Genomic DNA, 21059 nt, shown 5'->3' with positions numbered 1-21059 from the left:
CGCTGGTCAAGCGTGGAGCGGCGGCGGTGCAGTCTCGCGCGCAATCGCGCAGAGCGGCTTGCGCGGCCCGTTCGATGCGTCTATAAATAACCAAATAGTTACTTATTGGAGGAGTTACATGAAACCGTCGGACAAGCGCAAATTCGGAAGGGTCGACCTTGAGGTGACGACATTCGCCTTCGGCACCGCGCCGATCGGCAACATCTTTCGTGAAATCGACGACAAGACCGCCGACGGGATGATCCAGCAGGCATGGGATGCCGGCGTCCGCTTCTACGATACGGCCCCGATGTACGGCCACGGCCTGTCCGAACACCGCCTCGGCCACTCCCTGCGCTGGAAGAACCGCGACGACTACGTTCTCGCCTCGAAGGTCGGCCGCATCCTCAAGCCGAAGAAGCGTTCCGAGATCGATTTCGCGCCCTGGGTCAACGCGGGCGCCTTCGAAATGATCTTCGATTATTCCTATGACGGCACGATGCGCGCCTTCGAGGATTCGCTGCAGCGCCTGGGCCTTGAGCGGATGGACATGTGCTTCATCCACGACATCGACCGCTTTACCCGTGGCGACGATCAGCCTGAAGTCTTCAAGCAGGCGATGGACGGCGCCTGGAAGGCGCTGGAGAAGCTGCGCGACGAAGGCGTCGTCAAGGCAATCGGCGTCGGCGTCAACGAATGGGAAGTCTGCCACGAAGCCCTGAAACAGCGCGATTTCGACTGCTTCCTGCTCGCTGGCCGCTACACCCTGCTGGAGCAGGAATCCCTCGATTCCTTCCTGCCGCTTTGCGAGGAACGCAACGCGGCGGTCGTCGTCGGCGGCGGCTTCAATTCCGGCATTCTCGCAACGGGAGCGGTGGAAGGCGCGAAATACAACTACGCGCCGGCGCCCGCCGACATCATGGACAAGGTCAGGAAGATCGAGGCCGTCTGCGCCGAGCACAACGTGCCGCTACCCGCCGCCGCGCTGCAATTCGTCGTCGCCCATCCCGCCGTGCCCGCCTTCTGCGCCGGCACGCGCAACGAGGAACAGCTCAGGAAAAACCTCGAATGGTTCAGCCATCCGATCCCGTCCGAGTTCTGGGCCGACCTCAAATCGAAGGGGCTTCTGCGCGAGGACGCGCCGACACCCGCATGACCGACACCGGTTCCTCCCCGCATGGGCGCCGTCTTGCCGACGGCGTCCATGCATTTGGGACGCTCCGCGAAGGCGACTGGTACGAGACGCCCTCGCTTGCTGTGACGGCAGCCCACATCGACACATTCGCCGAGCTGACCGGCGACCGCTTCGAAATCCACATAACCGACGATGCTGCACGAAAGCACGGGTTTTCGGGCCGCGTCGCGCATGGACTTCTCGTCCAGTCGCTCGTTGACGGACTCAAGAATCAGTCCACGGTCACGTTCCAGGCCATCGCTTCGCTGGGATGGACATGGCGCTTTACCGGGCCGGTCCATATCGGCGACACGATCTCGGCAACCATCAGGCTCGCAGGGAAACGCACCACATCCGGTTCCGGACGCGGTATCCTGTTTCTCGATTTCGAGGTCCGCAACCAGGACGGCCTGATCGTGCAGGCCGGTGAAAACCAGTTGCTGGTCAGCCTGGATTAGTCGGGCAATTCCATATCGAAGACGGTCACGCCCTCGATCCCATCCACAGTGTGCTCGACGAGACGCCCCCCAACGGCCTGGTGTTCCGGGTCGATGAGATAGGCGTCGCGCGCCGCCGTGTCCGTGAAGTCGAACCAGAATGCATCGTGGTTGCCGCGGATCAGGTCCGTCTCGACGCTGACATTCGCCACCGCCCGAAAGTCGAGCACGCCCGCAATATGGCCCCGAAGGCCGTCGAGAGCGTCGAAGAGCGCCAGCTTGGTGTCGTCCGATACATCGGCGCGAAAGCGCAGCATCACGAAGTGTCTGATCACGTCTGGAATTCCTTTTCGGTTCAGCCGATACGTTGTTCGGTCTCGGGATCGAAGGCGACCGCCTTCTCCATGTTGATGGCAAAGGGGAAGGTCTCGCCGGCGCGCACATCCACGTCCGCGCGGAAGCGCCCGGTCACCTCCTTGCCGCCAAGATGACTGACGACGAAGGTGTCGGAGCCCGCCGGCTCGGTGACCTCCACCCGCGCTTCGATGCGGTGGATCGCCTTGCTGTTGCGGTCTGCGCCGTCCTCGTCGGTAATCGCTTCGGGACGGATGCCCAGAATGATGTCGCGACCCTCATGCCCGGCCATGGACCGCTCCCGCGCGAATGGCAGCGTGGCCGAGGTGCCGTCGGCAAGCGCGACCTTGGCCACAGACTCGCCGTTCTCCGTGGCGACCTTCGCCGGAAACAGGTTCATCGACGGAGAGCCCATGAAGCCGGCAACGAAGATATTGGCCGGATTGTCGTAGATTTCCTTCGGCGTGCCGAGTTGCTGCACATGGCCGCCGAACATCACAGCGATGCGCGTCGACAGCGTCAGCGCCTCGATCTGGTCATGCGTCACATAGACGATCGTGGTGCCGAGCTTCTGGTGCAGCTTCTTGATCTCGGTGCGCATGTCGACGCGCAGCTTGGCGTCGAGATTGGACAGCGGTTCGTCGAACAGGAAGACATCCGGATCGCGCACCAGCGCCCGGCCCATGGCGACGCGCTGGCGCTGGCCGCCGGACAATTGTCCGGGCTTGCGGTCGAGCAGATGGCTGATCTGCAGCAGGTCGGCGACCTGAGAAACCGCCTTGTCGCGCTCGGATTTCGGGATCCCGTGCATCTCCAGCCCGAAGGCCATGTTCTGACCGACATTCATGTTCGGGTAGAGCGCGTAGGACTGGAACACCATGGCGATGTTGCGGTCGGCGGGACGCACGCCGTTCATCGAGCGGCCCTTGATGGCGATGTCGCCGCTGGTCACCTCCTCGAGGCCCGCGATCATGTTGAGAAGCGTGGACTTGCCGCAGCCCGACGGCCCGACGAGTACGAGGAACTCGCCCTCCTCCACCGCGATGTCGGTCGCATGCAGGACCTTGACCGCGCCGTAGGACTTCGTTGCGTTTCTGATCTCGAGAAATCCCATGGTCTTACCCTTTTACCGAGCCGGCCATCAGGCCGCGCACGAAGTAGCGGCCCGCGACGACATAGACGAGCAGCGTCGGCAGCGCCGCCATGATCGCGCCGGCGAAATGGACATTGTATTCCTTCACCCCGGTCGAGGACTGGACGAGGTTGTTGAGCGCCACCGTCATCGGCTGGCTGTCAAAATCCGAGAACGACGCGCCGAACAGGAAGTCGTTCCAGATATTGGTGAACTGCCAGATGATGCAGACGACCGCGATCGGCCCGGAGGACGGCAGCATGATGCGCCGGAAGATCGTGAAGAAACCCGCCCCGTCGATCATCGCGGCGCGTACCAGTTCGGTCGGAAACTGCTGGTAGTAGTTGCGGAAATAGAGCGTCGAGAAGCCGATGCCGTAGACGAGGTGCACAAAAACGAGGCCGGGCACCGTGCCGGCCAGCCCCATCAGGCCGAGCATGCGCGCCATCGGGATCAGCACCATCTGGAACGGAATGAAGCAGCCGAACAGCAACAGTCCGAAGACGATCGTGTCTCCCCTGAAGCGCCACTTGGTCAGGACGTAGCCATTCAGCGCGCCAAGCACCGTCGAGATGGCGACGGCGGGAACGACCATCAGGATCGAATTGAGAAAGTAGGGCTTCAGGCCGGTCGCCGCCACGCCGATCTGCGCCGTCGACCATGCGCTGGCCCATGGCGCGATCGTCCACTCGCTCGGCAGGGACATCATGCCGCCCGCCTGGATCTCGGACAACGGCTTCAGCGAATTGACCACCATCACGTAGAGCGGCAGCAGGTAGTAAAGGCAGAAGATCGCGAGCAGCGTGTAGATCACGAAACGCGATCCCGCGCCCGTCCGCACGACCTGGGAGGAAGCGTTCGACGCCATCACTTCTTCTCCCTGAGTTCGGACCAGATATAGGGCACCATGATCGCCGCAATCGACATCAGCATGATCGTCGCCGAGGCCGCGCCGATGCCCATCTGGTTGCGCGTGAACGTGTAGGAATACATGAACGTCGCGGGCAGCTCTGTCGCCGTGCCGGGCCCGCCGCCGGTCAGCGCGATGACGAGGTCGTAGGACTTGATCGCCATATGCGCGAGCACCACGAAGGCGGACATGAAGGCCGGCCGCAACTGCGGGATCACGATGCGCCGGTAAAGCGCCCAGTTGGACGCGCCGTCGATCTGCGCCGCCTTCAGAACCTCATTGTCGATGCCGCGCAAGCCGGCGAGGAACATCGCCATGACGAAGCCCGAGGTCTGCCAGACGGCGGCGATGACGATGGTGTAGATCGCCATCTCGCGATCCTTGATCCACTCGAAAGTGAAGCTCTCCCAGCCCCATGACTGGACCACGGCCTGCAGGCCGATACCCGGATCGAGGAACCACTTCCACGCCGTACCGGTAACGATGAAGGACAGCGCCATCGGGTAGAGATAGACGGTGCGAATGAAGCCTTCGGCGCGGATCTTCTGGTCCAGCAGGATCGCCAGTGCCAGGCCGAGCGCGCAGCAGATGATGATGTAGAGCGATCCGAAGATCAGCACATTGTCGATCGCGATGCCCCAGGCACGCAGCGAAAAGAGCTTCCAGTAATTCTCCCAGCCGACGAGACCGTAGCTCGGCAAAATCCGGCTGTCGGTGAACGACAGGTAGAAGGTGAAAAGGATGAAGCCGTAGACGAAGACAAGCACGATGGCGAGGCTGGGACTCAGCACGATCTTCGGCAGGGCGTCGCGCAGCCAGTCGTCGGCCCGCCGGCTCGTAACATTCGACGACATGTAAATCCTCCCGGCGGAGAAGGGCGCGGAAACGCCCTTCCCCGTATTGCGGTTACTGCGCCAGTTCGACGGCGGAGACGAGTTCGGAGACGGCCGTCTCGGAATCGTACTCGCCATTGAAGTGAGCCGTGATCACATCATACATCGCATTCTTCACCGATGCAGGATTGGCGTGACCATGCGCCATCGAGCCGAAAAGGTTGCCCGAGGACGAGGCGGCCGCGAGGTCTTTCATGCCCTGCTTGCCGCAAGCGTCGAAGTCCGTATCCGGCACGTCGACGCGCGCGGGCACCGAGCCCTTGACCACGTTGAAGGCCGACTGGAAGGACGGCGACATGATCGCCTTGGCCAGAGCGGCCTGTTCAGCCGACGGCTTGTCGCCCTGCTTGAACAGCGCGAACTGGTCGGAGTTGAAAGTCACCTGCTCCTGCGTACCCGGGAAACGGAAGCACAGGAAATCCTCGCCCGGCGTCTTGCCGGCATTGAGAAACTCGCCCTTCGCCCAGTCGCCCATGAACTGGAAAGCGGCCTCGTCATTGATCACCATCGCCGATGCGAGGTTCCAGTCACGGCCGGAGAAGTTGTCATCGACGAAGGAGCGGATGACGCTCATCCGGTCGAAGGCTTCCTTCATCGTGTCGGAACCGAGCGCTTCCGTGTCGAGATCGATGAAGGTACTCTTGTAGAAGTCCGGGCCGCCGGTCGCCATGACGACGGCGTCGAAAATGGTCGCGTCCTGCCAGGCCTGTCCGCCATGGGCGACCGCGACCTTGCCGGAATCCTTGACCTTCTGCATGGCCGCGACGAGTTCGTCCCAGGTCGTCGGCTGTGCGATGCCGAGATCGTCGAGAATGCCCTTGTTGGCCCAGACCCAGTTGGTCGAATGGACATTGACCGGCGCCGCGACCCACTGGCCCTCATACTTGGAGAATTTCTGCAGGGCCTCCGGCACGACACCGTCCCAGCCTTCCTCGGCGGCCACGTCGTTCAGGTTGGCGAGAGCGCCCTGCTTGGCCCAATCGGTGATGTCGAAACCGAGCATCTGCACCGCCGTCGGTGCGTTGCCCGCCGTGACGCGTGCGCGCAGCACGGTCATAGCCTGCGTGCCGCCGCCGCCGGCAACCGGCATGTCCTGCCAGCCGATACCCTGGCCTTCGAGGTCTTTTTTCAGAACGTTCAACGCCGCGGCCTCCCCGCCCGACGTCCACCAATGCAAGACTTCGACATCGCCCGCGCGCGCGGCGGTCGCCGAAATCGTCATGGCCGCCAGGCAGGTCGCCGCAGCCAGCTTGCGTGAAAACTTCATCTCATTCTCCCTTGTCATATGGCGCATTGCGCGCTGGCACTATAGATCGCAACGTTTTCATTGGCAAGAATTTTGTAACCAGATGGTGCGTTGCACAACATTATATCAAGACACTGTTTTTAAAGAATTTATTATTGATGCATCGCGAAACAATCCGGGCAATTTAACCACTCGTTGCAAATCTGAAACGTTACAAATATGGTATGTGAAACCGAAAACCGGATGTCCCGACCGTGAAACGCGAACCGAAGCCGACCCTGAAAACCCTCGCCCTCGAAACGGGGCTTGCGGTGACGACCGTGTCGCGGGCGCTCAAGGGCGCGCCGGAAATCGCGAAGGGCACGCGCGATCGGGTCCAGCGCGCCGCAAAGGCGATCGGCTACGTGCCGGACAGGGCCGCCCAGCGCCTGCGCACCGGCCGCACCAATGTCATCAGCTTCCTGCTCGAACCGCATGACGAGATGCTCAGCTTCGGCACGATGATGATCGCGGGGATCATGGAATCGCTGGAAAACACCTCGTTCCATCTGGTCGTCACCCCGCAATTCGAGAAATCGGATCCGCTCGGCACGGTCGACAACATCATTCGCAACAGGCTCGCCGACGGGGTCATCTTCTGCAGGACCACCCCGCTCGACATCCGGGTCAGAATGTTGCTCGAGGCGGATTACCCCTTCATCTGCCACGGTCGGACGGAACTCGCGACACCGCATCCCTTCGTGGACTTCGACAATTTCGAATTCGCTCTCGATGCCGCCACCCGGCTCGCCCGACAGGGCTGCAAGAAGCTGGCGCTGCTGAATGCGCGCCAGCCCTTCACCTTCTCGCAGCACCTGATGCACGGCTTCATGACCGCGGTGCGCGAGAGCGGTGTCAGTCACGTTCTGCCCGAGAACGTCTCGATCGACAGCGCGCCCGAAGCGGTGCGCGACACCGCCATGACCTGCATTCGCGAACAGGGCGTCGACGGCTTCGTCTGCGCCGGCGAATCCTCGGCCATGGCAGTAATCGCCGCGATTTCGGACTGCGGATTGCGCGTCAACGAGGATATCGGAATGGTCGCGAAGCAGACGACCCCGCTGTTTGGACAGATCCGTCCGCAGATCGACACGATCTACGAGGATCTGACCGCCGCCGGGCGGCAGCTCGGCTCGCTGCTGCTTCGTCGCATCGAAGGCGCGCCTGTCTCGGAACTGCAACGGCTCGAACACGGCGAGCACCGTTATCGGGACTGAAGGTCAGTCCTTCGGCTTCTTCCCGAAATCGGCCGGACGCTTTTCGCGAAAGGCGGAAATGCCCTCGCGCAATTCCGCCGAATTCGCCGCCAGCATGCCGGCAAGCGCTTCGCCGACACGCCCGACTTCCTCGCCTTCGGCCATGTTGACGAGCATCTTCGTCGTCTCGGTCGCGAGCGGCCCGCGCTTGGCCACGGTGGAGGCGATGGCGCGCGCCATCGAAAGCCCCTCGCCTTCTTCGGCGACCTGATCGACCAGTCCCAGTCGCAGCGCCTCTTCCGCCGCGAAGACCTCGCCAAACAGCGCCATGCGCCGAACGAGCTGGCTGCCGAAGCGGCGAACGGCGCGCTGCGTGCCGGACCAGCCGGGAATGATGCCAAGCCCTGTCTCCGGCTGGCCGATCTTCACATGCACCTCGGCGATCCGGAGGTCGGCGCAAGCCGCAAGCTCCAGCCCGCCGCCGAGCGCGTGCCCGTTCAGCACCGCGATCACCGGCTGGCGCAGTCGTGCAAGGCGGTCGAAGGCCTCATGTCCTTCCCGAACCCAGAAACGGCCGAAGTCCTCGGGCGGTTCGCCACTCCAGGCTTCGATGTCGCCACCCGCCGAAAAAGCCTTGCCCTCGGCACCCGTCAGGATCACGGCGCGGATATCGTCTCGACGCTCGATCCGGCGGCAGGCATCGGCCAGCGCCTCGACCATGGCGGCGTCGAGAGCGTTCAGCTTGTCCGCGCGCGAAACCGTCAGCACGGCCACCGGCGCGTCGAATTCCAGCCGGATACGCGGATCACATTGGTCGGACATCGTTTCCATCAGCGGAACCTGGCGCCCATCTTCTCGGGATTGAACAGGAATTCCGGCATCGTCTTGAGATCTGGCGAGACCTTCAGCGCGAAGCCCGCCTTGTCGAGGATATCGGTCTGGATATCCATGCCCGGCGCGATCTCCGTGACCGTGACGCCCTCCGGCAGAAGCTTCATGACGCATCTCTCGGTCACATAGGTGACGTCCTGCCCGCGTTCACGCGCGCGCTTGCCGGAGAACGAGACCTGTTCCAGTTCGCCCGACTCCACCAGCTTGACCACCTTGCCTTCCTTCTCGATCTTCAACTTGCCGTCCTCGACGGCGAGCTTCGCGCCGGCATTGAAATAGCCGGAGAAGACGATCTTAGCGGCGCGTGTCGTGATGTCCACGAATCCGCCGGCGCCCGCCGTGACATGCGGCCGGAAGGCGAGCTTGGAGACGTTCACCGACCCGTCGGCGTCGATCTGGAGGAACGACAGCAGCGACGCATCGAAACCGCCTGCCTGGAAATAGGTGAACTGCTGCGGCGAGGCGACAAAGGCCTCGGCATTGGAAGAGCAACCGAACTTGAAGTCGAGCAGCGGAATACCGCCAACCGCGCCCTGCTCGATCACCCAGGTGACATCGCCATGATGGCCCTCCTCGAGGAAGATGCGCGGAACGTTTGCGGAGATACCGAAGCCGATATTGACCGCCCAGCCGGGCTGCAGCTCCAGCGCGACACGGCGCGCCATGACCTTGGCGGCGTCGAATTCCGGCGTGCGGAACGTGTCGAGCGGCCGGAACAACTCGCCGGAGATCGCCGGGTCGTAGGACGTCGCCGTGGTCTGGAGCTGATCCTGCGCCTCCACGATATAGTCGACGAGAATTCCGGGCACCCGGACGTCGTGCGGGCGTAGCGATCCGGACTGCGCGATGCGCTTGACCTGGGCGATCACCTTGCCGCCGCAATTATGCGCCGCAAGCGCCAGTTCCATCGCGCCGAGATAGGCGCCCTCGTGTTCGAATGTCAGATTGCCCCGCTCGTCGGCGGTCGAGGCGCGGATGATCGCCACGTCGGGCTTGATCGACGGGAAATAGAGCCATTCCTCGCCCTCGAAATCCATCCGGCGCACGATCGCCTTCTCGCGCGCACGCTCGTTCATGGCGCAACCGTCCTGATCCGGATCGACAAAGGTACCGAGCCCGACCTTGGTGATAACGCCCGGCCGCATGCCGGCCGCCTCGCGCATGATGTCGAAAACGATGCCGCTCGGCACGTTGTAGGCCGCCACACTCTCGTCGAGGATCATCTGCCAGATTTTCGGCGGTTCGCTGGAGGACGGGCCAGACGGATAGGACCCGCCGATGATCGTGTCGATCAGCCCGTCCTGGGCCAGGTGGTCGATCCCTTTCGTGCCGAACATGTCGCCCGCAGCGATGGGGTGGATCATGGTCAGGCCGCGCGGATGGTTTTCCTCGGCATAGCGCGCGCCGATGGCCTCGAGCACCAGATCGGGACAGCACAGCCCGCTCGACGAATTGACCGCGACAATCGCGCCGTCGGCGATTACCGCGGCGGCCTCCGAGGCCGTCCTGATTTTTGATCCCGTCACCGTTTCAACTCCGGCTCGTTAAGTAACTAATTAGTTATATATGTGCCATCGTCACGCTTCGCGGTCAACAGCGCAATCTGGAATTCACAATGCTGCCATCTCCTCCCGCCATGGATTGGCGCGGCACAATGGACAACGCCGAAACGCTTGCCAAGGCAGAATCAATATCGCTATAAGTAACTGAATGGTTATTTACGGTTGGATGCCGAAAGGCCGTCGACATGAAGGGAGGACATCCATGAATATCTATTTCCAGAAGACCCACCAACGCTCCTTCGGAACCTATCCGCTGGAAGGCGAGGTGCTGATGAACGCGATCGCCGCGGCGGCCGAAACCGGTTACCGCGCATTCGACACCGCGCAGATGTACGGCAATGAGGCCGAAACCGGCGAAGCCCTCGCAGCGACCGGAATCGCGCGCGACGAACTCTGCGTCACGACCAAGGTTCACCCGGATAATTTCGGCGAAGCGGACTTCATGAATTCGGTCGAACAGAGCCTGAAATCGCTGCGCATGGACTATGTCGATGCACTGCTCGTCCACTGGCCCCCGGTCGGCGGCGATATCGCCCCGTCGCTTCGCTTGCTCCAGAAGGCGCTCGAACGCGGCCTGACGCGCAATATCGGTATCTCGAACTACACCGCGCAGATGATGCGCGATGCGAAATCCATCGTCGATGCACCGCTGGTCACCAACCAGGTCGAGTTCCATCCTTTGCTTGACCAAAGCATCCTGCTGCGTGCGGCAAGCGAGACGGGAATACCGCTCGCATCCTATTCTTCCGTCGCGCGTGGCGAGGTCTTCAAGTACCCGCAGTTCGAGGAGATCGGGCGCGGCTACGGCAAGACGGCCGGACAGGTCGTGCTGCGCTGGATCCTGCAGAAGGGCGTTTCCGTCAACACGATGTCGACCAAGCCGGAAAACATCCGCGCCAATTTCGACATCATGGACTTCACCCTGTCCAGCATCGACATGGACCGCATCGACGCGCTGAACGCCACGAACTACCGGATCGTCGGCAAGGACCTCGTGCCATGGGCGCCGGACTGGGATTGAGTCATATCGTGACGCCGGCCTTCGGGCCGGCGTTTTCATGAGATCGAGGCTTACCGGTTGCCCCGCACCAGATCCGATGCCTTCTCGCCGATCATGATGGTCGGCGCATTGGTGTTCGAACCGATCAGGCTGGGCATGACGGAGGAATCGCAGATGCGGATGCCTTCCAGCCCCCTCACCCGCAATTCCGGATCGACGACGGCCATCTCGTCCACGCCCATCTTGCAGGTACAGGTCGGGTGATAGGACGTGCGCCCGTATTGGCGGGCATAGGCCTCGAAATCCGCCTGACTCTGCACATCGTCACCCGGCAGGTGCATGCGCTTGATATATTTCTGCAGCGACGGTTGCCGGAAAATCTCGCGGCTGATGCGGACTCCTTCGGCCGATGTCTTCAGATCGTCGGGCTCGGCGAGGAAATTCGGATCGACGATCGGATTGGCCGCCGGATCGGACGAGCGCAGCTTGACCGTGCCCCGGCTCTTCGGCCTGAGCGTGTAGGAATTGAGCGTGATGCCCGAGCCGGAAGCGACGCTTTCGACGCCCTCTTCCGCGCCCGCCCCCGCCAGGAAATGGAACTGCAGATCCGGCATGGGCGCATCGCTGTCGGCATACCAGAACGCCCCGCCCTCGACGACGTTCGATGTCACCGGCCCCGTGCGGAACAGCGCATATTGCAGCCCCGCCCAGGCCATCCAGTGAAGCTTGTTGTATTTGTCGAGGCTGTGCGGTCCGTTCAGTTCCGCGACGATGTCGATGCCGAAATGGTCGGTCAGGTTCTCGCCCACGCCGGGCAGATCCTGAACGACATCGATCTCGAGCGCGCGCAGGTCGTCGGCCGGCCCGATGCCTGACAGCATCATGATCTTCGGCGTTCCGATGGCGCCGGACGTCACCAGGATCTCGCTGTCGGCGCGCGCCGTGCGGATCTGGCCGTTCTGGGCATATTCCACCCCGATGGCGCGATTGCCCTCGAAAAGAATCCGCGTGACGAGACAACCCGTCTCGACGGTCAGGTTCTTGCGATGAAGGACCGGGCGCAGATAGCCGACGGCGGCGGAGCAGCGCCGCGCATTGCGGATCGTCGTCTGGTAGATACCCGCGCCTTCCTGGACCTTGCCGTTGAAGTCCGCATTGTAGGGCATGCCGTATTCCTGGCAGGCCTGCACGAAAGCGCGCGCCGTCTTCTGCGGATCGGGCAGGTTGGACACGCCGAGCGGCCCGTCCGTGCCGTGCCAGTCGCCCGACAGGATAGTGTTGCCTTCCGAGCGCAGGAAATAGGGCTGCACCTCTTCGAACGACCAGCCCTTGCAGCCTTCCTCGTTCGCCCAGCGGTCGTAATCCGCCGGATTGCCGCGCGTGAAGATCTCGGCGTTGATCGAGCTTCCCCCGCCGATCACCTTCGCCTGCGCATAGGGGATTTCGCGGTTGTTGGCGTGTTTCTGCGGCGCCGTGGTCAGGCCCCATGTCAACGGCCCGGACGTCATCTTCGCGAAGCCGACGGGCATGTGGATAAAGGGATTGGAATCCTTGCCGCCGGCCTCCAGCATCAGGACGCGAACGGCCTCGTTCTCGCTCAGGCGGGAGGCGAGCACACAGCCCGCCGAGCCGCCGCCAACGATTACGTAATCATATCCGCCTGCCGCCATCACGACACCCAGGGATCGCGCTTGCCGATCTCGATATGGACCGACTTGATCTGCGTGTATTCCTCGACACCGTAGACGCCGGCCTCACGCCCCCAGCCGGATTGCTTGAACCCGCCGATAGGCAGCTCCGGCCCGCCGGACAGCGTCGTGTTGACCCAGAAACGCCCGGCGCGCACCCGGCGGGTGACGTTGAGCGCCTTGTCGATATTCTTCGTCCAGACGCTCGCGGCCAGGCCGTAGACCGTGTCGTTGGCTATGGCGATGGCCTCTTCCTCGGTGTCGAACGGCATGACCGAAAGGACCGGTCCGAAGATCTCGTCGCGCGCGATCGCCATGTCGCCGGTCACGTCGCCGAAGACGGTCGGCGCGATATACTGGCCGCGCCCGAAATCGAGCTGCTCGCCGCCGCAGACCACCCGGGCCCCCTGCTCACGCCCCTTGGTGATGTAATCCATGATGGTCTTGTTTTGCGCCGGCGTGGTGATCGCACCGACCTGCGTTGCCGGATCGAGCGGATCGCCGACCTTGATCTTCTCGAATTTCGAGGCGACGAGTTGCTCGAACTCGCGCGCCACCGACCGCTCGACGATCAGCCGGCTGCCGGACACGCAGCATTGGCCGGTGTTGAAACCGATCCCGAAGGCAACACCGTCGGCCGCATCCTCCAGATCGGCGTCGGCGAACACGATCTGCGGGTTCTTGCCGCCCAGTTCGAGGCCGAGCTTCTTGAAGTTGCCGGCCGCCGCCTGCACGCAGCTTCGTCCGACCGCCGTCGAACCGGTGAACGACACCATGTCGATATCGAGATGCTCGGTCATCGCCTGGCCGATGGTCGAACCCGAACCGGTGACGACATTGAACACGCCGTCCGGAACGCCGGCTTCCTGCAGCACCTCGCCGAGCAGCAGCGTCGTCGCCGACGTCACCTCGGAGGGCTTGGCGACGATGGTGCAGCCGGCCGCGAGGATATAGGGCACCCGCTCGCACAGGATCAGGAACGGGAAGTTCCAGGGCGTGATCAGCCCGACAACGCCGATCGGCTCACGCGTGACGAGGCCGAACATGCCGTCGCCGAGATTATTGAACGCATCGCCATGCAGCGCCCGCGCGGCCCCCGCCGCATATTCGAACATGCCCGCCGTGCCATCGACTTCCGAGCGCGCCTGGGCGATCGGCTTGCCGTTCTCCAGCGTTTCCCAATAGGCGATCTCGTCGGCGCGCCGGCGGATGATCTGCGCCACCCGCAACAGCACATTGGCCCGCTCGACCGCCGGAATGCGCGACCACCGCCCGTCCTCGAACGCCTCGCGCGCCGCCGCGACCGCCATGTCGAGATCGGCGGGGGTGCATTTGACGACCTTGCTCACCGGAACGTCATGGGCGGGGCTTGACCGTTCGAAGACCTCGCGATCGCCCGCGGCGATCCACTGGCCGCCGACAAGGAAACCGAATTCCCGCGGCTCGGCGGGAAGCGAAAGGGCGGGTGCGTTCTTGTCCATGTGTCTACTCCTGCATACCTGACCGGCATCTAATTAACTGTATGGTTCGCATGCTGCGGGCGCCAGTCCGGATCGCCGCCGGGCGCCTTAGTCCCCGACAGCGCTCATGACCCGCACCTTCAACGGCGTGGCCTGCGCGGCTTCCATTTTCGGCGCCCATTCCGCAAACCACGGCTGCGCCAGATGGCGATCGAGATCCGATTGCGAGTTCCAGATTTCGATGATGGTCATGCGGCTCTTGTTTTCGGTTTCGCGCCAGAGCTCGTAACGAAGGCACCCTTCTTCGGCGCGCGAGCGTGAGATGAACTCACGCTCGAACATTGCCGCGAAGGAATCCGCCTCATCCGGCTTGACGTCGAGTTCGACCAGAAGTCTGGCATGTGTCATGATCGCCTCCTACGACGCCAGTTCCCAGAACCGGTTGTACTGCGCATTGAGCGGATGGCATTCCTTGCGGCCGTCCATGTAGTAGCCGACCCATTCCGCCAGCCGCCTTCCCGCTCTGCGGCAAGATTCGATGGCGTGGTCTTCACGCGGCTCACCGGCGACGACGGCGCCGTAATGCAGGCTTTCCTTCTTCGCCACGTAATCCGTGATCCCGAACACGAAATACCCCATGTTCAGCATCATGGTGGAAAGCGCCTGGCAGGCCAGTTCCCCGCCACCGCCGAGACTGCCCGCCGATGTGAAGGGCACGGCGAACTTGCCGTCCGTCTTGAACCAGATATCCGGCGTCCGGTCGTCCCACCATTTCTTCATGCGCCAGGAGACGCCGCCGAGATGGGTCGGGCAGCCGATCGCGATGCCGTCGGCCCAGAACACGTCCTCGACCTTCGCGTCATCGACGAAGCGAACGCGCAACTCCATTCCGCCCACCGATTCCGCGCCTTCACGGACGAATGGCACCATCGTTTCGGTGAAACGACGGTCGCTATCGGTATCGTATATGATCAGAATTTTCCCCATTGCACCCCTCCACTTTAAGTAACTGTTTATTTACTTTATGGCAGAATTCCCAACCTGCCGCAATCCCGTTGCGCACCACACGATGAAGCGAAACGGGCCCGCCCGCTATCGCGCCTAAATGACAATCTGTGTCTTCAGGTCTCCCGGCCGCGCCGCAAGGCTGTCGAAAGCATCCTGGATCGACGCCAACGGATAGACGGCGCTGGTGAAGGCGTCGACCTTGAAACGACCGTGCGAAAGCAACGTCAGCGCATCGTGCATGTCCTCGCCCATGCCCGCGACGGAGCCCTTGATCGAGTTCTCGCGAAGGATCGTATCGAGGATATTGACCGCGACAGTATCGTCGGGCCCGGTCAGGCCGAAAGCCGCGACATGCCCGCCTGGCCGGATCAGTTCGAAGGCCTGCTTGTAGAGCGCCGGCAGCCCGACGCTTTCTATGACGACATCCGCGCCCCGCCCGCCTGTCCACTCGCGCACCGTCGCCCCGGCCGCTGCCGGATCGGTGATCACCACGTCCGCACCTGCCGCCCGCGCCATGGCAGCGCGTTCCTCCGACAATTCGACGACGATGATCGGAGCCGCGCCGACCAGCCGCATCATCTGGATATGCAAATTGCCGATTGGCCCCGCGCCGAGAATGACGACCGATTGCCCGAAAGAAACGCCCGCCTTGCGCGCCGCGCGCACGACGCAGGCCACTGGCTCGACGAGAGCGAGCAATTCGAATCCGGCGCTTTCCGGCGCCGGGATGACCAACCGCGCGGGCACCGACACATACTCCGCGAAAGCCCCGTCCCGGGTGATGCCGACCTGCTGCATCTCGGCGCAGTTGAGGATCTCGTTGCGCCGACAGTAATAGCAATGACCGCAACCGATATTGATGTCCGCGATCACCTTCGCGCCGACCGAGAGATGGCCGACGTCGCTGCCGACCGCGGCGATCGTACCGGCAAACTCGTGGCCGGGCACCAGTGGCAGCTTGTCGGCGGCATAGTGGCCATTGAAGATATGGATGTCGGTTCCGCAGATCCCGCAGCGCTCGACCTTGATCAGCGCATCACCCGGGCCGACCTGCGGCAGAGGCACATCCTTCACCTCGAATCGTCCGGGCTCTGCGAGGACAGCGGCTTTCATCGTATCCATCGCAGCCTCCCTATTTGACGATCCGCATCTTGCTGCGGTCGATGGTCAGCGCGATCGCGGCGATCAGCACGAGGCCGAACACCATCTGCTGCTGCGTGGCGTCGATCTCGAAATACAGCATGCTGGAGCGGATGACCGCGACGATCAGCGTGCCGATCAGCGTGTTGACCACACCGCCGACGCCGCCGGTGAGCGGCGTTCCGCCGACAAGCACTGCCACGATGGCCGGGAGGAGGAAGCCATTGGCGATCGTCGGCGATCCGCCGGACAGTTTCACCGAGAACAGCAGCCCGGCGATCGCGGCGAGCATGCCGGACAGCGCGAACGCCATGATCTTGACCCGCGCGACATTGATACCGGACGCCACCGCCGCAGGTTCTCCGGCGCCGACCGCCTTGAGAGCGCGCCCGAAAGTCGTCCGGTTCTGCAGGAACACCGCCGCGAGCACGAGCACGCCGCCGACGAAAATCTCGTGGGGAATGCCGAAGGAGTTGCCGACCATCCAGCCGAACGACGCGTCGCGCATCTCCGCGTTCATGTAGAGCGCGCGCTGGCCGGAAAGATACTGGCCCGCCGAATAGGCGATGCCGCCCACGGCCAGCGTCGAGACGAAGGAGGGAACCAGCAGACGGGTCGTCACGAAGCCCGAAAGCGCGCCCAGCCCCAGCCCGGCGACAATGCATATCAGCGCCGCCCCGACACCGAACACCGGCAGCGCCACGGTCGCGATGACCGTCGTCATGTTGGCCACCGACTGCGCCGACAGGTCGATCCCGCCGATATAGATCGCGAAGGTCATGCCGAGCGCCATGATGAACAGCGGCACGATGTCGGCGGCCATGTTAATCAGGTTGTGCGGCCGCAGGAAGTTCGCATCCGCCATCCCCACGATGGCGACCAGCAGCACAAGCGTGATCCAGGGCAGATGAGTTTTGATGCGTTCGAAGCTCATGACATCCCTCAGATCATGTAGTGAACGAGGTCGTAGAGCGACGGCTTCGACCCGGGAGTGCAATCGAAGCGTTTCTGGACCTCGCCGTCCTTCAGGACGATGATTGTGTGCGACAGGCCGATCGCCTCCTCGAGCGTGTCGGCGACGAGCACGATACCGACGCCAGCCTCGGACATGTCGCGGATCATCTCGTAGACATCCTCCTTGGCGCCGATGTCGAGACCGCGCGTCGGATGGTCGAGAAGCATGATGTCGGATCCGCCGGAGCGCCATTTCGCCAGCACGACCTTCTGCTGGTTGCCGCCCGACAGACCGCCGCAATCCTTGTGCTCGGACGGCGTCTTGATCGCCAGCTTGGAGATCCAGTCGCGCGCCAGCTTCTTTTCCTCGCCGATCCGCAACACGCCGGAGCGCGAATAATTGCCCATCTGCGAGAGCGTCATGTTCTCGTAGACGTTCAGACCGCCGACAATGCCCTCGATCTTGCGTTCGCGCGGCACGTAGCCGACGCCATGCGCGACACCCGCCTGCGCGCTGAAGCGCCTGATCTGCTCGCCCTTGATCGCCAGCGTTCCCGCCGTCGGCGTTTCGAGACCGAAGATCGTGCGCAGGATCGCTTCGCGACCCGATCCTTCCGTGCCGACGAGGCAAAGCACCTCGCCCGGATGCAGTTCGAAGGAAAGGCCGGAATAGCGCGGCGGCACTCCGAGCCCGTCCGCCTTCACCAGCGTCTTGTCGGCTTGATAAGGCTTCTGGCGCTGCTCGCGGTAATATTCCTTGTTGACCTCGCGGCCGACCATCTTGTGCTGGATCGCATCGACATCCGCATTGTCTGTTTCCACCACATCGACCACCGCGCCATCCTTCATCACATAGATCCGGTCGCTCAGATCAATCACCTCGTCGAGGCGGTGCGAAACGAAGATGAAGGACGCGCGAGAGCGAAGTTCCCGAACCAGCTTGAAGAGAAGTTCGACCTCCTCCTTCGACAGCACCGATGTCGGTTCGTCGAGCAGGATGACCAGGTCGCCGTCGATGCGCTCCTCGAGCGTCAGCACCTTGGCGAGTTCGACCAGCTGGCGCTGCGCGAAAGACAGTTTCGAGGTCACGGTCGCCGGATCGATGTCGAGCTTGACCTTCTGCAACTGCATGCGCGCCGCGCTGGCCATCGCCTTCCAGTTGATGACGCCCATCTTCACGAATTGCTGTTCGTAACCGAGGAAGATGTTCTCCATCACCGTAAGGTTCGTGATCAGCGACTGTTCCTGAAATACCATGCCGATGCCATGTTCCATGGCCTGGCGAGGGTTCTGGAACCGCACCGTCTTGCCGTCGATCGTGATGGCGCCGTCATCGGGCTGATAGGCGCCGAAGATGACCTTCATCAGCGTCGACTTGCCGGCGCCGTTTTCACCGACGAGACCGACGATCTCGCCCCTGCCGATCTTGAAATCCACGGTCTTGAGCGCGTGAACGCCCGGGAATTTCTTTTCGACCTTTCGCAGTTCGTACATCGTCCGGCCCCTACTTCACGAAGGTCACGGACTTGCGGTCGGTGGACAGCACCACCGCAATGATGACGAGGATGCCGAGCACGCCGTCCTGCACGTATCCGGGCAGGCCGATGACGACCATGCCGTTATTGATCACGTTGACGATCAACACCCCGACCAGCGTGTTCCACACCCCGCCGATGCCGCCCCACAGCGCCGTGCCGCCAACGACCACCGAGGTGATGGAAACGAACATGAAATTATTGCCCGTCGCGGTCTCGGCGATACCGATCCGTCCGACGGCCAGCAGCGCACCGACGGCATAGAACATGCCGGCGAGCGTGAACCCCATCAGCCGTACGCGATTGACGTTGAGGCCGGACGAGTGGGCGAGCTCCTCACCGCCGCCGACGGCGTAGAAATTGCGCCCTAGCGTCGTGCGGCTCTGGATGAACCAGGCGATCAGCAGGAAGCCGAGCGCGACATAGACCATGATCGGGAAATTCAGGAACCGGACCGTCAGGAGAGAGCGGAAAAGCTCGTCCTCGACGCGGATGCGGTCACCGCCGGTCAGCAACAGCGCGAAGCCGGTACCGACGAACCCCATGGCGAGGCTCGCCATGAAGGAGGGTATTCGCAGCTTCACATGCACCAGCCCGTTGATCAGCCCGACCGCAGCGCCGACGACGAGCGCCAGCGGCAGCGCCAGCCAGGCGAAACTCGCGAGGGTCCCGCCCATGGCGATAAAGGCGAATGCGAACGCCACCGCGCAGACCGAGACCGTCCCCTCCATGGAGAGGTCGATCGATCCCATGATGATGATGAAGGTCACGCCAAGCGCGATCATCAGGGCCGGCGCCGAGCTGATGCCGATGCGCGCGAAGTTGCGCACCGAAAAGAAGCGGGGCTCCATCAGGGCGAAGAAAAGGACCAGGACGATCAGGACGATGACGGGAGCCCATTTGACGAGGGCGTCCCGGGTCAGGTAGCTGCGCACGCTTTCCTCCAGGGCGTAGCAAGAAACAATCGGCCCGGGATGCCGGCTTGCGGATCCCGGGCGAAGCGGCCGCCTGTCGCGGCGGCCGCCCGGGAGATCATTTGTACATGATCTGGCCGCCCGCCGGACCCCAGAAGTCGGTCCAGTCGTAGGTCGGCACACTCTCGATGTAGTTCTTCTTGAACTCCACCGCGTCGTCCGGCGTGATCAGGATGGTCGGGCCGTAGAACTCGCGATGCTCATGGGGCTCTTCCGACGGTTTGAAGGCGCCGGTCGCCGCGTGATAGGCGAGCGAGGCCGTGATGCCGCCACCCCAATGCGGGTTGGTGAACACGGTTGCCAGAATCTCGCCCTTGGCGACCAGTTCGACCGCCTGCGGGTTGCCGTCATAGGTGACGATCGGGATCGACATGCCCTCGGCGCGCAGCGCTTCGAGAACGCCGTAGCCGATCGTGTCGTTGGCGCAATGCACGCCCTTGATCTCGTCGCCGTAGCGCGTGAGGAAGGACGACATGATCTGATTGGCTTTCTGCGTGTCCCAGTCGGCCGGCTGCGCGTCCAGAAGCTCGACATCCGGATAATCCTTCAGCGCGTTCTTCAGCCCGTTCAGGCGTTCGATGGCCGGGTTGTTCGACGCGATGCCGCCGAGATGGACGATACCGCCCTTGCCGCCGATCGCGTCCAGCAGGATGCGCGCAGTCTGCTCGGCAGGCCCCTCGTCCGACCAGGTCATGTGGCTGACGTAGTTGTCGCCGAAATCCCAGGGATGCAGGTCGTCGGTCTTGTTCCAGATCGTGGAGACGTAGCCGCCGGCTCCCGCGACCGCCTCGACGATCGGACGGCAGTTCGGCGCGTCGTTCGTGTCGATGGCAAGCGCCAGTTCGCCGTTCGTCTTGGCGAGAAGCGCCTTGACGTCGGCCAGAGACTTTTCCGACGATCCTTCGTTGATCAGGTGCGTAAGCGCGTCTTTCGACTTGCCGAGGCTTTCCACGAAGGCCTCGCCGCCCGAAACGATCTCGTTCCAGTACGGGTTCGTGCGGTTACGGTAGCTCCACGCGATCGTCGGATCGCTGTAGGCCGCCCGCGCCACGCCCGGACCGAACGCACCAAGTGCCGCCACGCCGCCCATTCCATAGGCGGAAGCCAGCAGGAAATTACGCCGATTGAGCGTTTCGCGCTCGATGAATTTCTTGATGAATGACATGCCTCACTCCCTTGAGTTGACCGCCGGGACGCCTTGGTCCGGCTTGATCTCCGCTCCCGGAAAAACAATTTCCGCGTCATCCGGGGCTGCCCGTTAATGCACTATCTAGTTACTTATGTCCAGAAGATTTTGTATCCTGTCCCGAACCGTGCGCGGCAAGGCTCGTGAAGCACGCGACAAATTGCTATGTAACCATCTGGTTAGTAATGATATCGAGAGCCGGAAGCCTCCGGGAGGTGGGGCTGAAAATTGGGAAAAACAGACGGGGACAAAGCCGTGAAACTTCCCAAATCGAGAAAAACCGGCGTATTTTGCCCATACG

Annotated in this window: 20 protein-coding genes; 4 read left to right on the top strand and 16 right to left on the bottom strand. The window is 62.8% G+C overall.

The genetic code is table 11. The features are described from left to right. Window positions 1–118: 118 nt before the first annotated feature. Together ACQK2M_RS10405 and ACQK2M_RS10400 are read left to right on the top strand one after the other, a co-directional pair. Window positions 119–1135 carry an aldo/keto reductase gene (locus ACQK2M_RS10405; RefSeq protein WP_425417738.1) on the top strand — a complete coding sequence of 339 codons (1017 nt, stop codon included), beginning with the start codon at window positions 119–121 and terminating at the stop codon, window positions 1133–1135. Further along, the gene (locus ACQK2M_RS10400) at window positions 1132–1611 is read left to right on the top strand and encodes a MaoC family dehydratase (protein WP_425417737.1); all 480 of its coding nucleotides are present in this window, start codon (window positions 1132–1134) and stop codon (window positions 1609–1611) included. The genes ACQK2M_RS10405 and ACQK2M_RS10400 overlap by 4 nt, the downstream gene beginning before the upstream one ends. On the opposite strand, the gene ACQK2M_RS10395 is transcribed toward ACQK2M_RS10400, so the two are convergent. The 5 genes from ACQK2M_RS10395 to ACQK2M_RS10375 are packed head-to-tail and all read right to left on the bottom strand — an operon-like array spanning window position 1608 to window position 6146. Beyond that, window positions 1608–1925, bottom strand: coding sequence for a Dabb family protein (locus tag ACQK2M_RS10395; protein WP_425417736.1), 318 nt, complete (start codon window positions 1923–1925; stop codon window positions 1608–1610). The genes ACQK2M_RS10400 and ACQK2M_RS10395 overlap by 4 nt on opposite strands. Window positions 1926–1945: 20 nt before the next feature. Continuing rightward, a complete protein-coding gene (locus ACQK2M_RS10390; RefSeq protein WP_425417735.1) occupies window positions 1946–3058 on the bottom strand; it encodes an ABC transporter ATP-binding protein in 1113 nt (370 codons plus the stop codon). A 4-nt stretch (window positions 3059–3062) separates the two neighbouring features. After that, window positions 3063–3944, bottom strand: coding sequence for a carbohydrate ABC transporter permease (locus ACQK2M_RS10385; protein ID WP_223475535.1), 882 nt, complete (start codon window positions 3942–3944; stop codon window positions 3063–3065). Continuing rightward, entirely contained in the window at window positions 3944–4840 is an 897-nt protein-coding gene (locus ACQK2M_RS10380; protein ID WP_223475536.1) for a carbohydrate ABC transporter permease, read from the bottom strand. Before ACQK2M_RS10380 ends, ACQK2M_RS10385 begins: the two co-directional genes overlap by 1 nt. 52 nt (window positions 4841–4892) lie before the next feature. Further along, window positions 4893–6146: an ABC transporter substrate-binding protein gene (locus tag ACQK2M_RS10375; protein ID WP_425417734.1), complete on the bottom strand. Its 1254-nt coding sequence runs from the start codon at window positions 6144–6146 to the stop codon at window positions 4893–4895. 233 nt (window positions 6147–6379) lie between these two features. Here ACQK2M_RS10375 and ACQK2M_RS10370 point away from each other — a divergent pair, with 233 nt between their 5' ends. After that, complete coding sequence (locus tag ACQK2M_RS10370; RefSeq protein WP_425417733.1) at window positions 6380–7381, top strand: LacI family transcriptional regulator; 1002 nt, start codon at window positions 6380–6382, stop codon at window positions 7379–7381. Window positions 7382–7384: 3 nt separating this feature from the next. Here ACQK2M_RS10370 and ACQK2M_RS10365 read toward each other — a convergent pair whose 3' ends face one another. Together ACQK2M_RS10365 and ACQK2M_RS10360 are read right to left on the bottom strand one after the other, a co-directional pair. Further along, window positions 7385–8182, bottom strand: coding sequence for an enoyl-CoA hydratase/isomerase family protein (locus ACQK2M_RS10365; protein WP_425417732.1), 798 nt, complete (start codon window positions 8180–8182; stop codon window positions 7385–7387). Window positions 8183–8190: 8 nt separating this feature from the next. After that, window positions 8191–9777: an acyl CoA:acetate/3-ketoacid CoA transferase gene (locus ACQK2M_RS10360; RefSeq protein ID WP_425417731.1), complete on the bottom strand. Its 1587-nt coding sequence runs from the start codon at window positions 9775–9777 to the stop codon at window positions 8191–8193. Window positions 9778–10015: 238 nt separating this feature from the next. Here ACQK2M_RS10360 and ACQK2M_RS10355 point away from each other — a divergent pair, with 238 nt between their 5' ends. Next, window positions 10016–10834 (top strand): aldo/keto reductase, encoded by an 819-nt coding sequence (locus ACQK2M_RS10355; protein WP_425417730.1) that lies wholly within the window; start codon window positions 10016–10018, stop codon window positions 10832–10834. Window positions 10835–10884: 50 nt separating this feature from the next. On the opposite strand, the gene ACQK2M_RS10350 is transcribed toward ACQK2M_RS10355, so the two are convergent. The 9 genes from ACQK2M_RS10350 to ACQK2M_RS10310 form a co-directional block, all read right to left on the bottom strand. After that, entirely contained in the window at window positions 10885–12483 is a 1599-nt protein-coding gene (locus ACQK2M_RS10350; protein ID WP_425417729.1) for a GMC family oxidoreductase, read from the bottom strand. After that, complete coding sequence (locus tag ACQK2M_RS10345) at window positions 12483–13982, bottom strand: aldehyde dehydrogenase family protein (protein ID WP_425417728.1); 1500 nt, start codon at window positions 13980–13982, stop codon at window positions 12483–12485. Before ACQK2M_RS10345 ends, ACQK2M_RS10350 begins: the two co-directional genes overlap by 1 nt. Before the next feature lie 87 nt (window positions 13983–14069). Next, the gene (locus ACQK2M_RS10340) at window positions 14070–14369 is read right to left on the bottom strand and encodes a putative quinol monooxygenase (RefSeq protein WP_425417727.1); all 300 of its coding nucleotides are present in this window, start codon (window positions 14367–14369) and stop codon (window positions 14070–14072) included. A 9-nt stretch (window positions 14370–14378) separates the two neighbouring features. Further along, the gene (locus ACQK2M_RS10335; RefSeq protein WP_223475544.1) at window positions 14379–14948 is read right to left on the bottom strand and encodes a flavodoxin family protein; all 570 of its coding nucleotides are present in this window, start codon (window positions 14946–14948) and stop codon (window positions 14379–14381) included. A 114-nt stretch (window positions 14949–15062) separates the two neighbouring features. Beyond that, window positions 15063–16091, bottom strand: coding sequence for a zinc-dependent alcohol dehydrogenase (locus ACQK2M_RS10330; protein ID WP_425417726.1), 1029 nt, complete (start codon window positions 16089–16091; stop codon window positions 15063–15065). 10 nt (window positions 16092–16101) lie between these two features. Beyond that, window positions 16102–17043: an ABC transporter permease gene (locus tag ACQK2M_RS10325; protein ID WP_425417725.1), complete on the bottom strand. Its 942-nt coding sequence runs from the start codon at window positions 17041–17043 to the stop codon at window positions 16102–16104. Window positions 17044–17051: 8 nt separating this feature from the next. Beyond that, on the bottom strand, window positions 17052–18557 hold the full coding sequence (locus tag ACQK2M_RS10320; protein WP_223475547.1) for a sugar ABC transporter ATP-binding protein: 1506 nt from the start codon (window positions 18555–18557) through the stop codon (window positions 17052–17054). Window positions 18558–18567: 10 nt separating this feature from the next. After that, complete coding sequence (locus ACQK2M_RS10315) at window positions 18568–19533, bottom strand: ABC transporter permease (protein WP_425417724.1); 966 nt, start codon at window positions 19531–19533, stop codon at window positions 18568–18570. Window positions 19534–19630: 97 nt separating this feature from the next. Continuing rightward, window positions 19631–20737, bottom strand: a complete 1107-nt coding sequence (locus tag ACQK2M_RS10310; protein WP_223475549.1) for a sugar ABC transporter substrate-binding protein — start codon at window positions 20735–20737, stop codon at window positions 19631–19633. Between the last annotated feature and the right edge of the window lie 322 nt (window positions 20738–21059).

Origin of the sequence: Oricola indica (assembly GCF_965227485.1) — a bacterium.
Lineage (GTDB): Bacteria > Pseudomonadota > Alphaproteobacteria > Rhizobiales > Rhizobiaceae > Oricola > Oricola indica.
This window is presented reverse-complemented; position numbering and strand designations above follow the sequence as displayed.